Annotated in this window: 11 protein-coding genes and 1 pseudogene; 2 read left to right on the top strand and 10 right to left on the bottom strand. The window is 56.6% G+C overall.

Annotation, left to right across the window (positions count from 1 at the left end; translation table 11 throughout):
• Window positions 1-330: 330 nt before the first annotated feature.
• Window positions 331-510, bottom strand: a complete 180-nt coding sequence (locus JTY93_RS04110) for a hypothetical protein (protein ID WP_205518973.1) — start codon at window positions 508-510, stop codon at window positions 331-333.
• The gene (locus tag JTY93_RS04105) at window positions 503-1,492 is read right to left on the bottom strand and encodes a hypothetical protein (protein WP_205477987.1); all 990 of its coding nucleotides are present in this window, start codon (window positions 1,490-1,492) and stop codon (window positions 503-505) included. The genes JTY93_RS04110 and JTY93_RS04105 overlap by 8 nt, the downstream gene beginning before the upstream one ends.
• 1,347 nt (window positions 1,493-2,839) lie before the next feature.
• Between JTY93_RS04105 and JTY93_RS04100 the strand changes: the two genes are divergently transcribed.
• Complete coding sequence (locus JTY93_RS04100; RefSeq protein WP_205477986.1) at window positions 2,840-3,544, top strand: hypothetical protein; 705 nt, start codon at window positions 2,840-2,842, stop codon at window positions 3,542-3,544.
• Window positions 3,545-3,790: 246 nt separating this feature from the next.
• On the opposite strand, the gene JTY93_RS04095 is transcribed toward JTY93_RS04100, so the two are convergent.
• The 8 genes and pseudogenes from JTY93_RS04095 to JTY93_RS04060 all read right to left on the bottom strand — a co-directional run bounded on the left by JTY93_RS04095 (window position 3,791) and on the right by JTY93_RS04060 (window position 12,377).
• Complete coding sequence (locus JTY93_RS04095; RefSeq protein WP_205477985.1) at window positions 3,791-5,845, bottom strand: TonB-dependent receptor domain-containing protein; 2,055 nt, start codon at window positions 5,843-5,845, stop codon at window positions 3,791-3,793.
• A gap of 206 nt (window positions 5,846-6,051) precedes the next feature.
• Window positions 6,052-7,450, bottom strand: a pseudogene (locus JTY93_RS04090) (ATP-binding protein).
• The gene (locus tag JTY93_RS04085; protein ID WP_205477997.1) at window positions 7,447-8,109 is read right to left on the bottom strand and encodes a response regulator; all 663 of its coding nucleotides are present in this window, start codon (window positions 8,107-8,109) and stop codon (window positions 7,447-7,449) included. The pseudogene JTY93_RS04090 and the gene JTY93_RS04085 overlap by 4 nt, the downstream one beginning before the upstream one ends.
• 11 nt (window positions 8,110-8,120) lie before the next feature.
• Window positions 8,121-8,765 (bottom strand): tetratricopeptide repeat protein, encoded by a 645-nt coding sequence (locus JTY93_RS04080; protein ID WP_205477983.1) that lies wholly within the window; start codon window positions 8,763-8,765, stop codon window positions 8,121-8,123.
• Complete coding sequence (locus tag JTY93_RS04075; protein ID WP_205477982.1) at window positions 8,762-9,571, bottom strand: SDR family oxidoreductase; 810 nt, start codon at window positions 9,569-9,571, stop codon at window positions 8,762-8,764. The genes JTY93_RS04080 and JTY93_RS04075 overlap by 4 nt, the downstream gene beginning before the upstream one ends.
• Complete coding sequence (locus tag JTY93_RS04070) at window positions 9,558-10,232, bottom strand: iron-containing redox enzyme family protein (RefSeq protein ID WP_169996088.1); 675 nt, start codon at window positions 10,230-10,232, stop codon at window positions 9,558-9,560. Before JTY93_RS04070 ends, JTY93_RS04075 begins: the two co-directional genes overlap by 14 nt.
• Window positions 10,229-11,710, bottom strand: coding sequence for an AMP-binding protein (locus tag JTY93_RS04065; protein WP_205477981.1), 1,482 nt, complete (start codon window positions 11,708-11,710; stop codon window positions 10,229-10,231). Before JTY93_RS04065 ends, JTY93_RS04070 begins: the two co-directional genes overlap by 4 nt.
• Window positions 11,700-12,377, bottom strand: coding sequence for a thermostable hemolysin (locus JTY93_RS04060; RefSeq protein WP_205477980.1), 678 nt, complete (start codon window positions 12,375-12,377; stop codon window positions 11,700-11,702). The genes JTY93_RS04065 and JTY93_RS04060 overlap by 11 nt, the downstream gene beginning before the upstream one ends.
• A 189-nt stretch (window positions 12,378-12,566) precedes the next feature.
• Between JTY93_RS04060 and JTY93_RS04055 the strand changes: the two genes are divergently transcribed.
• Window positions 12,567-13,118 (top strand): cytochrome b, encoded by a 552-nt coding sequence (locus tag JTY93_RS04055; RefSeq protein WP_205477979.1) that lies wholly within the window; start codon window positions 12,567-12,569, stop codon window positions 13,116-13,118.
• Window positions 13,119-13,222 lie beyond the last annotated feature (104 nt).

The raw sequence follows: 13,222 nt of genomic DNA, 5'->3' as shown, positions 1-13,222 counted from the left end.
AAAACATATGAGATACCTACAAGCCACTCTTCGATATGGCACCCAATCGGCGACATAGAGATCAGCTTGTACAATAGCCCACCCTTAACCCCGAAAACTGTTATCAATAAGCAAGCTATGGTATATACCAAGTAATATATGAAGATCCGTATAAAAAATAAAGAAATTATTCTTCAAATAGGATAAGCCGGATTTCTCGTGACGGTGCCTCGACATAGCAACTAACATATCGGGTTGGCTAATGGTGGCGAAGATTGTGAACCCCGCCAAAAGGAACCCAAGCACAGAGACGACAATCCCCATCGCGATTGACGAAAATTCCTCACTATTTTAAGTTTTTTCATCAAGAGAGATTTCTAAAACGCAGTATTGAGCGGTCACGAGACCCACAACGGCGATTGTTGTCCAAATATTGAAAGAGTTGAAAGGGATCCGGCGAGCCCTGAGATAGACGGCCCACAGGCTTTTCTCCTCCGTCAAAGCCTTGGCCGACAGATCATCGTTATTCATCGTCATTGTCTCGATAGGGAGCTAGTTTCTCACGCGCACGTTTGGGCGGGTTTTCGACTTGAATCAAACCATCACCCAGGAGTTCCAAAAACTTACTAAACATTTTTTTGGCGATACGAACCGGTGTATGACTGGTAACCTCGATCGAGGTTTTGAGCTGGAAATCATTATTGTCACCCCTAACGGTGTTTCCAGATGAATCTTTGCCCACCATCACCACCCGCTGGTTACCCTGAACTGTTGCAGCCTGAACCTCTTCGATCACGGCCTCCTTCTCTAGCCCCTCTGGGCTTGAGTGCTTGATTGTCGTGGTACGACTGCCTACCTCGTCTTTCTGTCTCTGAACTGCCCGGAAAAACCCTTCGTTGTCCAGTTCATCGTTCCTATCTGAAAACTTATAGGTCACGGAGCTGAGCACTTCATACTGCCGAATGAAATCTTCCACATTATGAGCTGATGTCAAAGGAATTATGTCTAGTGTCGGCGGAAAATGCTCAAGCAATAATTTCTTCTTCGTCACTCGGTTTCCCGCCGCCTTACTTTCCTCGGCGAGATTATCAATGTACAGTTTGTGTTTTGCCTTGATGAAACTCTCAATAGTTGATTTAAAATTTTCCAGAGTGGGTGCAAATTTAGTTTCTTTCAAATAGATCAAGCGATGGACATCCAGAACCAGCACAAATATTGCTGACGGAGAGGATTGCATTTCATCGTGATCTTCTACCAAACCCTGTGACTGCTTGTAAATCTGTTCCCGCTCCAGAATCATATCTTTTATGAATCTACCGACCAGTAGAACTCTGCCGTCGATGGTTATCAACTCAACTTTATCAAAAAAGTATTTCGTATCACTGTACTTCCGCAGTAGGCCATCATCAGCAAAAGCTGGATAGACAACAGTCTCAAAATAATCGAGGAGATTTTTGCTGCCGAACTTGCAGACAAAATTACCCAACTCAACGGGGCGCGGTGGCTTTGACATTAGATCCCTCTACGTTCCGGATTACGGATGGCAAACTGATGCCAACCATAGTTGCTCATCAATTTTTTGTCACCTCTGGCAGTGGGCACTGTTCCTGCCGTCTGTCAGGAAACTCAACCCCGCAGCGGCGGCTACCTGCCGCCCGAAAGATCACAGCAAGCGCTACAGCGCCGCGACGTTGCGCAGAACCACTAATGGACAGTCTCCTCATTGCCATGAACACCCAGGGAGGCCGTAATCACCATGTGCGGTATGCCGCACCTGGTGGTTCGGCTGTGTTGTTTTCATCTCGTTTGATGGCATCCGAGCGGATCGCGGGTGTTCTATGAACTGATGCGAATCAAATAAGGAATAGCCGATGGAAAAGCTGAAGTGTCTGGAAAGCGGTATCGAAGGATTCGTTACGCTTTTGAAAGGAGGACTCGTCGCTCGTTCCCTGATTTCGAGAGCAATCACAATCAGCGCGCTGAATTGAGTGGCGTCTGCTTCTGGCCGATTCTGTTGAAAAAGTCGGTTCGCCCAAATAGCCTGAATATTGGCCGGTGAAAACGCCTTTTTTACACGCTGCTACGTGAAATCTGAGCCTGGAAGCCTCTGCCCAAAGTAAAAATTTCAATCTCAGGCGCGTACTTTTCTGCCGTGGCAACCATGGCCGACTTTTTCAACAGAATCGGCCGGTAGCGGCCCTTCTAAACGCAGCCCCTAGGTCGATGGCACCCGCCGCAATCATCACAGTCAGCTCCTGCCAAGGCATTAATTGATGTAACACCTCTTCGCCATGTAACACGCATATCGGCAAACCAGACCCAGCTGTGTAACGCACTATAAATCTATTAAAATCATATAGTTATATACTTTTGTAACACGCGTAACACCGGTAACACGGTTTTATTAGGGTAGCCCCCTAGCCCCTGTGGCATTGCTCCTTCAGCGAAGCGAGGTGGCTCATGCTCTTGGCTTGGGTTCGATGGTGGGGACCCTCGATAATTCTTCTAGGTACGGGGCATAGAACCCGCGCGTTCGTGCTAGCGGATGGATTTTTTAAGTTGGTTGACAGGTTGACGTGGTTGACACCCATCACCATGGTTGACGCCATGCAGGTGTTCACTATCAGCAACAGATACAGCCACCTTTACCGAAGCTGTAACGATGGCCCTTTTTCTTCAAGATCCTTTCAATTTCAACGATTGAAATTTCAGTAACTTCCGGCACCTCCCACTAACTCGATCCCGCGGGTTTCATGCCCCGTGCGATAGAAAATGCTCCAGGGTCCCCGGCAGTTATCTGTCGTAGCTAGCGTCAATAGAATAAATTGCCATCATCTTCACCTCGCAAGGAGCAACAGATATGCCGATATGGGACCTGAAAGAACTTAGATCATCCGTTGAACGGCTTCACGGACGAGACCAGAGGTCAGCAATTACCCCCTCGCTAGACTCAATCCATCAACGCCGAGAGTTTGCCAGATACCACTACCACGAAGCCCAACGCCTCATTAGAGACGTAGCAACTTCAGAAGACAGTGAGATGCAGATCATGCAACTCATAATGGGTGTGGATGAGGAAGCTAGCGCTGTATTCCAGAGGGCGGGCTTTCAAGCCGCTGCCCACATCACAGCATGCCTACAGAGCATGCACACCGTCGCAGATCTGCTAGGTCACACGCTCTACTACGCCTTTGGCATGAACCTAGACCCCGCCAAAACGATAGAGCCGCGCAGGGTAGGAATACACTCAGTGTCTCGCCACCTCCCTGAGGGAGCTCTGAAGCGACATTTGAAAACACTGGTCGAACATGATGACTTCGTTTACTTATCAGCAATCACAAACCATTCAAAGCATCGCAGCATCGTAAAAGCCAACTATTCGCTCGACCTTACCGGTGACAGTCCCACGCCGCACGGGCTCAAATTTTCGCGTTTTGAGTACGAGGGGAAAACCTATCCGGAGCGATGGGTTGGACCCACACTTGAGTCAGAATACAAGCGCCAAGCTGAGATTGTCGTAAGCGTTGGATTAGCTCTCAACAATGCCTTAGACGCAAATATCTGATGATCAATGCCTTACAACATCCAAGGCAGCAGGGTGCTCCGTGTATGCCTGCGTGTATGCCCGCGAAAACAACACGACTAAAAGCTCAATAAATACAGGGCTTATAGCGACGAGTTCAAATGACTGTGTACCACCAAGTACTAAAAACGGCTTACCGAAAGGTAGGCCGTTTTTTTATGCCCGCAGAAATCTTCGAGAGCAAGCCCACGAGCTACTCACGCTCGCGAGCCATGACTTAGCTCCCCCTCAAAAATAAGTGGTCGCCCCGGCAAAGAACGCACGGCCCGGCACATAGAACGTCGTCGAACCATCACGCGCATCTTCATCCAGCAAGTTCTGCACGCCGCCATTCAACGTCAACCACTTGGTCACGGCCAGGTTCGCCGTCAGGTCGTAGGTGGTGTACGACTTGACGAAGTCATTGCCAATACCCCGCTGTTTGCCGACATGCTGCGCCGAAAGTTCGGTGTTGAGCTTGTCGGTGACTTGCCAGTTGAGCGCACTGAAGGCAGACAACTTGGGCGCGCTGATCAGGTCTTCGCCGGTGGACAGGTTTTTGCTCTCCAGCATGTAGGTGGCGTTGGTGCGCCAATCCAGGGAGTCGGTCAGCGGGACGCGAACCGAGCCTTCCCAGCCTCGGGTCCGGGCTTCTTCGACGTTTTCCAGCATGGTCCACCAGCGCCCCTGGAACTGGCCCAGTGGTGCGTACTCGATCTTGTCTTCGAAATCGGTGTGGAAGTAGGTGAGGCTGGCCTCCCAACCGTCACGATCGAACGACACGCCAATCTCCTTGTTGACGCTGGTTTCTGGCGACAGGTTCGGGTTACCGGCCATCCAGCAACTGCCGTTCACATAACCCAAGGGTTTCAACGAACCGCAACCGCGACCACCGGACTCGGTGGCGGCACCGGCGCTCCCCTCTTTCAGGCTTGGCGCACGAAAGCCCTTGGACACACCACCGCGTACGGTCCAGTCCGGATGCGGATGGTAGACCAGGTACGCACGCGGGCTGTTGTGGTTGCCGTAGTCTTGACTGTGGTCGAAACGGTTGCCCAGGGTCAGCGCCAGGTTGTCGAGCAGGTACAACTCATCTTCGATAAACGCGGCCGAATAGTCGCCCTTGAGCGAAGAACCGGAGACTGCAACGCCTTGATAGTCCACGGGCACCGTGCCCAGGGTATCGCTATTGGTCAGTTCTTCACGCTTCCACTGCCCGCCCACGGTCATGCGCTGGCTGAGCAGGAATTCAAACGGAATGTTCAGGCTGCCTTCGGCGATTTTTTCTTCGGCGCTGGACTTGCCCCAGTCGATATCGTTCTTGAACTTGTTCAGGTACAGGTCCACTTTCGAGGTACCGAAGCTCCAGTCCCCGTTGTGGGATACGGAGAAGCTGTCGCGAATCAGACGGCCGGGCCCGAAGCTGCCACCGATGGTTTCGCCCCAGTCACCGAAGGTCTTTTTACTCGACCAGGACCGCTCGACGCCATGCACGGCCTCGAACGACAGACTTTGCTCATCATTGATTTTCCAGTCGAGCAAGGCGTTGACGCTGTGGTCCTTGGCACCGCCCGCGCCGTCGCCGTACATGAACTCGCCATCCTTATCCAGGCGCGCCGTGACCTCATCGGCGGCACGCCGGGTCAGGTTGGCGCCCAGGCGCAGGCCCACGGACTCGGTCAAAGGCCCGGACAGGTTGAGGCTGGTCTGGGTGGTCTGGCCGCGGTCGGAATCTTCGGGAATCGTGGTGTTGACGTTGGCCGAACCGCTCCAGGTGCTCGATACCTTGCGGGTGATGATGTTGATCACCCCGCCCATGGCATCCGAGCCGTACAGCGAAGACATGGGCCCGCGCACGATCTCGATGCGCTCGATCATGTTCGGGGTAATCCAGTTCAGGTCCTGGCGCGCCAGGTCGCGGCGATAGCTCAAATCCCCCGAGCCGCCGAGGCGTTTGCCATCCACCAGGATCAAGGTGTACTTGTCGTCCAAGCCACGCAGTTTGATTTTCGATTGCTCGCCCACCGGACCGAAACCACCGGTGACACCCGGAACACGCCGCAGCAGGGTATTGAGGTCATATACCGGCTGGCGCTCGATTTCTTCGCGGGTAATGACGCTGACGCTGGCCGGCGCATCGCGCAGGTCCGTGGCGCCGCCGGTGGCGGTGACGAACGAGGTGTCGAGTTCTGTGACGGCGTGTTTATCGACCTCGCCAATCTCTTCTGCTTGCAACGCCGGGGCGGCGATCAACATGCCGACGGACAGGAAAAGAGAGCTGAAAAGGTAGGGGGGATTTTTCATTGCAAACAGTCCTTGTTGAGCCGATATGCACCAAGACGGAGCACTAAAGGTCGCGGAGCGTAATGCAAATCCTTATCATTTAGAAAGACCCTTGTGACAACTCAAGCCTAACCCCACATATTTAAAAAGGGTCTAATTTCTTATAAATCCATCGAATAGCGCGCAAAAGAGTCAATACGTCGACATTTTCTAACGTTAAATATTCACTATAAATTCGAATCAATGTGCCGATCACTGCCTTTCATCGGAATCGATAAAGTAGCCCGCAGCCCACCCTCCTCTCGATTGGCAAGGGTGATCCTTCCCCCCCAAACGCGTCGAAATCGCATGCACGATGTTCAGCCCCAGCCCTGCCCCTTCGGGATTGCCAGCGCTATAAAAGCGTTCAAACAAGCGTGCGCGATGCTCCTCATCAATTCCCGGCCCCTGGTCTTCGACGATCAGATGACAAAAACCTTCGGACTGGCTAAGCCTGACGCTGATCACCCCGTGTTCCGGCGAGAAGTTAGCGGCATTGGTGATGAGGTTATTGAGGGCGATATCGATGGAGGCAGCATCTGCGACTACCGAAAAATGGGACTGCGAGTCGTCGAAATCCAACTCCAGCCGCTTGCTCAGCAACCATGGCGTGAGTGTTACCAGGCTGTTGCGCACGGTCTTACCCAAATCAATATGTTGCGATACCGGCGCCATGGCTTTGGGTTCAAGGCGCGCCATCGTCAGCAGTTGGTTGACCAGGCGACTGGTCCGGTCGACACCCGCGATCAGGAACGCCAGTGACTCGCGGCGCTGCTGCTCGGTACCGGCTTCCTGCAGGTTTTGCGCATGCACCCGCAACACCGCCAGCGGGGTGCGCATTTCGTGGGCGGCGTCGGCAATAAATCGGCGTTCGCGGCCGAGCGCTTCCTGAATCTGCCCCAGCATACGGTTAAGCGCCGCCTGCATGGGCTCAAGCTCACTGGGCAGAGGAGTCAGTTGCAGCGGCTCCAGTGAGCCACTGTGGCGCGAGCGCAGAGTCGCCGCCATGTTCGCCAGGGGCTTGAGCCCCCAACCGATGGCGACCCAGACCATTGCGGCCAGGATCAGGCTGCCCAATACGTTCGGCCAAAGGGTGTGACGGACAATACGCCCCACCAGGTCAGCGCGTACGTCGTTACGCTCGCCAACCCAGATACGCACGCCACTCTGTTTGTCTTCAAGCATGAACGCGCGCCACTGCCGGCCTTTAAGGTCGGTGATGTCGCTGAAGCCCGACTGGGTCGGCGGCGCGCTCAATGAGGGCGCGCTGGCGGTGTGAACGAGTACTGCCCCCTCGGGGCTCCAGATCTGAAAGGCGATCTTGCTTTCGTAAGGATGGCCATCGACTCGCGGCACGGCCTCAGCCAGCGCCTCGTTGAACTGCTGGTACAGATCGCGGTGGGCTTGCCCCGTCATCGGCATCCGCATCACGCCCTGCAGCAGGCGAGCATTTTGCGCCAGCTGCGCATCATAGACTTCAGCAATTTCATGGTTACTGTCGTGTAAGTTGAACACACTCAACACCGCCAACCCGGCCAGCATCAAACCGATGATCAGTGTCAGCGTGCGGCGGCGGATTGAGCTCATAGGCTCTCCTCCACCAGGTAACCCACCCCGCGAATCGTGCGGATCAAGTCGGTAGAGAACTTTTTGCGCAAATGGTGGATATGCACTTCCAACGTGTTGCTTTCCGCTTCCTCGTTCCAACCGTAGAGCAGTTGCATCAACTGGTCGCGCGTCATGACCCGGCCCGGTGGCGAGAGCAGTTCGTGGAGCAGTTGGTATTCCTTGGGCGTCAGCGCGACCGGCATGCCTTGATAGCTGACTTGCTGAGTACTGGGGTTGAGGCTGATACCGGCGTGCTCGATCAGCGCTTGGGCGCGCCCGGCACTGCGCCGCAACAAGGCGCGCAGGCGTGCCTTGAGTTCTGCCAGGTCGAACGGTTTGATCAGGTAATCATCGGCACCGGCATCAAGCCCGGCGATGCGGTCCTCTGTGGCATCCCGGGCGGTGAGGATCAGCACGGGCAGGATCGAACCGCTGTCGCGCAGACGACGTAACACTTCAAGCCCATCCATGCGCGGCAGCCCCAGATCAAGCACCGCCAGATCGAAGGTTTCACTGAGCAAGGCATGCAAGGCGCTGCCGCCGTCCTTGAGCCAGTCGACGGTATAGCCTTCACGCCCCAGCGCTTGATGAATGCCTTCACCGAGCGCCTCGTCATCCTCAATCAGTAATAGCCGCACATGGACTCCTGTCATTTGAGTTTCTTGTTCACATCCACCAGTAACGCGGCGATTTCCGCGCGACGGCCGGCATCGGCGCTTTCACGGCCTGGCCGAGGGCGTGCTTGCAGGGCTTTTTGCAGCGCGTCCCGGGCTTGAGCGTAGCGTTTCTGACGGTAGAGGTGATCGCCCCAGAAGTACAGGCTGTCGATGCCTTCAGGATTAAGCTGCAGCGCCTGTTTGAGCAACTGTTCTGCCTGTTCACTATCGCCGAAGCCGATTGGCCAACCCGGAACACGATCATACAGCGCCGCCAAGCTGGTATAGGCCGAGCCTTGAAGGGCTTGAGGGTCAAGGCTCAAGGACTTTTCCAGATCGGCCTTGGCGTCCTTGGCCTTGCCCAGCGCGCCGAGCCCACCCTGCGCACCGGCCCAACTGCTGGTGACAATACCTTTCCAGATCCAGGCTTCGGCGACGGCCGGACGTTCGCGGGTGAATGTGCTGGCTTGCGAGGACAGTTGCTCGAATGCATCGGCGCGCTGGTCCTGCGGTATTTCATACTGGATGTGTGCCCAACGCTGCTGAATATCGCTCAGGCGCTGCTGATCGGCGGCGTCCAGCGCCCACACGCTCTGACTCAATACGCCCAGGAGTAGGCAGGCATAGATTTTTTTCATGATTTTGGCGGCTCGCTGTCAGTTTTTTTGCTCAGGTGTCGGATCAGCGGCAATTGCTTGCGCAAGCCTCGATCCACCAAATGCGGTAGCAGACTGTTGAGGCGCACGAAAAACCGCTCCGGCCACCCCAGGTAGAGATCACGACGGTCGCCGGCAATCGCGTGGATGACCGCCGCAGCCACGGCCTGCGGATCGTCCACACTGGCTTTGAGTGCATCATTGAGGGCTTGTGCCGACTCGCTGTTCATCGACGTGCGCGTGGCGCGGGGTGCCACATACAGGACACTGACCCGGGTGTCTGCCAGTTCCCGACGCAACGCTTCGGAAAAACCACGCAAGGCAAACTTGGTCGCGCAGTAACTCGCATAACCTGGATAACCGATCGAACCGTAAGTGGAGCCCACGTTGACCACCATGGCGCTGTCCGCCTGTTTGAGCAGCGGCAACAACAGTTTGGTCAGGCAGATCGGCGCGCTGATATTCACCGCCAGCATCGCGTTGATCTCGCTGTCATCGAGCTGTTCGATCATGCCGAAGTGATTGACCCCGGCGGCGTTGATCAGCAAGTTGATATCGCCCATGGTCTGTGCCATCGAAAACACCTTACGCCGCTCGCTCAAGACGGTCAGGTCGGCGGATACCCATGCAATCTGCTGCGGATAGCGCTCCAAAAGGGGCGCCAATGCTTCCGAATGCCTGGCCACGGCCAAGACCCGAGCGCCGGCCGCGCACAAGGCGCCGACGATGGCCAGGCCAATGCCACCACTGGCACCGGCCACGACCACCCGCGCGTCATGCAGCTGCATGTTGCCCCTCCACATCGCGGGACAGGCCGCGGAACATATCGGTGTACAAGCGATACACGACTTTCGAGGCGTGAATCACCGCCTCTTGATCGTCCCGATCTTCCAGCTGGTTCATCAGGCGACGATAGGTCTGCATGTGCTCAATATCGAGCGAGCCATGGGAGCTCAGATAACTGAAGGCCGTTTCCGGCAACCCCAGGCGCGTGCGAATGCTGCCCGCTGCGTGGGTTGCCAGTGCAATGCTGGTGCCTTCGAGTACATTGACCATGCCAAACAGGCCGACCGGGTTGCCACGGGCGATCAGGTCATAGAGATAACTGACCATTAACTCAATCGACAGCGACGGCTGGCCATCGCGTACGGCAATGCGGTCGCCACCACAGGCGACAATGTCGTCGAGCACCCACTGTTCATGGCCGTACTCCTCTTCGATGTACTCACACACGGCTTTGCGCAGCCACTCCAGACGGGCGGGCAGACGCGCACCGCATGCCATCATCAGCGGCACCGTATGGCGCACGTGGTAATAAGCCTGGACCAGAAACGCCCGATAGCTCTCAAGGCTCACATCGCCTCGTAGCGCACTGACAATGATGGGCAGGTTGAACAGTTCGTGACGTTCCTGTTGCGTGGCGTCTTGCAGCTCGTCGAAAAAATTCATGACATCGATTCCTGGGAAAGAACGGCTTGAGTGAGTTGTGTGCGGTACTGCGCCACAATGGCATCGCGGCGCGGACGGCCGTTGGCGGTGAGCAGGCCATTGGCAGCCGTGAATGGTTGGGCCAGGCGCGTCCAGCTATGCACCCGGGCGTAATCGGGTAAGGTCTCGTTGGCCTGGGCGACCGCGAAGTCCAACTGCGCATCGCTGCAATCGGGTCGATGAGGCCAGAGCAAGGCGTGGTTGCGCGCCAGCGCCTCGCCGTACACAAAGGCTTGGGCGATGTGATTGCGCTGGGTCAGTTCGGACTCAACCCATTCTGGGTTGACGTTGCGCCCGAAACTGGTGACGAACTGATGTTTCTTGCGCCCCTTGAGGTAGAGAAAGCCCTGGGAATCGAACTCGCCGATATCCCCGCTCGGCCACCACTCTTCGCTGTAGGCGGGCTCACCGAGATAGCCGAGCAAGTTCGTGCCCTTGATCAACACTTCTCCGTCCTCGGCCAGTTTCACTTGCGCATGGGGCAAGGGTTGGCCGACGCTGCCCGGGCGGCACAGACCGGGACGGTTCAGGCAGACCACCGAGGCGCACTCCGATAATCCGTACCCTTCATAGACGGGCACCCCCACGCGCTGCGCACGCTGCAGTAAGTCCTCGCACACCCGCGCCCCACCCACCGCTACAAAGCGCAGGTTCTGCGGATTGAAACCCTTCTGTTCGGCAGCACCGACCAATAGTTGCAGCAGTTGCGGCACCAAAATCAGGCTCTGCGGCTGGCGAGCGGCCAGGCAACCCAGCAGCCGCGGGACATCGACACTGCTGGCGCCTTGAATGCCCAGGACTTCCTGACTCGGCAAGCTCAGCGTCGCCCCCGCGTAGAGCGCGGCGTAGCAACCGAGATTCTCTAGCAGGATCGCCAGCGGCAGCAGCGACAGGTGATGCCGCGAATCGCTGGATTTACTCGCCTGGTCCAACTCCCGTGCAACCCGCAGCAGGCTTTGCGCACTCAGACACACGCCTTTGGGCGTACCGGTGGTGCCGGAGGTGAAGGTCAGCTTGGCGGTACCGGCAGGCATCTGGTTGGGGCCACTAAACGTGCGGCACCAGAACTCGCCCTGCTGTTGATAACCGCCGGCAGTTAACTCGTGCGCAAGCTCCGGCCCTGCGATCACACGTTCGGCCTGACTTTGCTCAAGGCAATGGGCACGCTGCGCCGGGCTGAAAAACGGTGGCAGCGTCACGCAGGTCAGGCCCTCGAACAAAATGGCCAAGTCCCAGAGCATGGCTTCGACGCCGTTGTCCTGGGCCAGCGCAATCACCTCCACATGCTCATCGCGCAAGCGCTCCTGGCGATACAGCACCTCTGCATAGAGGGTGGCGTAATCAAGCTTGAGGGTATCGCCCCACAGCGCGACGCCGCTGGGTTCGCGCTCGGCATGCTGGAGCAAGGTTTGTTTAAATCGTTGCAATTCAAGCGACATGAAAAGCTCCTTCCATCGAGGTCGACAGCCCTAAGCGGTTGAACAGCCCCATGTTGCGCAGATGGACAAAGCCGCTGCGGATATTGCCCACATGTACCCAAGGCTTACTCTCGTAGTAACTGCCCCAACTGTGACGGTCGTCCCCCAGGCGCTCCGGATCGGCAGCGCACAGGGTCACCGGTTTCAAACCCAGGCGGTGGAAGCTGTTGACCAGGCCGATACTGCCGGTAAAGGTCACCCATTCCAGGCCCCCCATGGCCAGCAAATAGGTGATGGCCACGATGCTCAGCCGTGCACTGCCGGTGTCGCTGGCGGCAAGGTTGCCAACCTCGACAATCCCGGCGCGCTCCACATCACGACCCGCCGCCGCACTGATCAGCGGTTCAATGGGTTGATCCAGGTAGCGCTCGAGAAACAGCGGCTCCACTTGCGCGCGGCGTACCCCCGCCACTGCGCACAGCTCGCCATCGCCGTTGTGCATCCCAAACAGCTCAGGCATGAAGTGGCGAATGTCAGCACCGTGGGCTTTTTGAAAACGCTGTTGGATAAACGATTCGAATAACGGGCGCTGAGGGTCATCCGGCAACGCACTTGAGAGTGTCATTTGCGGCACGTGGGCCTGACCAAAGTGCAGGGGCAGGCGGATATTCCAGTCAACAAGGGTCATGGGCAAGACGCCTCCCTTAATAGGTGTGGGAGGAGTATCCAAGCCATTTCTTAACGAAGTCTGAAGGTGAGAAGGCTGCCTTCAGAATGTCTTAAGGCGGGTGTTGCAAAGTGCCCATCGGTTCGACGCAACCGGATCAAGGCCGCCAAACCCATTGGCCGCCACTTACGCTGAGTCAGGAGGCCCTTTATGACCACCAAGAAGGTCGTCACACGTTATGGAAGACTGTCGATCATCATGCACTGGCTGATGCTGGTGCTGTTTGTCTGCGTGTACGCATGCATCGAACTCAAGGGTTTTATGCCCCGAGGAAGCGACGCACGAAGCCTGCTGCTGGGCTTGCACGGGGTGTTCGGCCTGAGCATTTTTGCGTTGGTCTGGGTGCGCCTGTTAGGCCGCCTGACGCCGCGCCCCCCTATCACCCCCCAGCCACCGACCTGGCAATCTGGCTTGTCACACCTGATGCACCTGGCCCTCTATGGCTTAATGATCATCACGCCATTACTGGCTTGGCTGATGCTCACCGCTGGCGGTAAACCGTTCCCGTATTGGGGGTTCCAGATGCCGACACTACTGGCAGTCAATCCCGACCTGGCCAAGCAGTTCAAGTACTGGCACGAGCTGCTCGGCAGCGCCGGCTACTGGCTGATCGGCCTGCACGCTGGCGCCGGATTGCTCCATCACTACTGGCTGCGGGATAACACCCTGACACGCATGTTGCCACGGCGTCACCCGCGCTAATCCTTCAGCCCACCATCATGCTCGCTGTGCAGTGCAGCATGATGGGGGGCGCACATGGGCGTTAAGGCCCAATCGGTAATGAACGCGTCTTGCCCCCATGGGAC

It is taken from the genome of Pseudomonas hygromyciniae (genome assembly GCF_016925675.1).
In the GTDB taxonomy this organism is placed as follows: Bacteria; Pseudomonadota; Gammaproteobacteria; order Pseudomonadales; family Pseudomonadaceae; genus Aquipseudomonas; species Aquipseudomonas hygromyciniae.
This window is presented reverse-complemented; position numbering and strand designations above follow the sequence as displayed.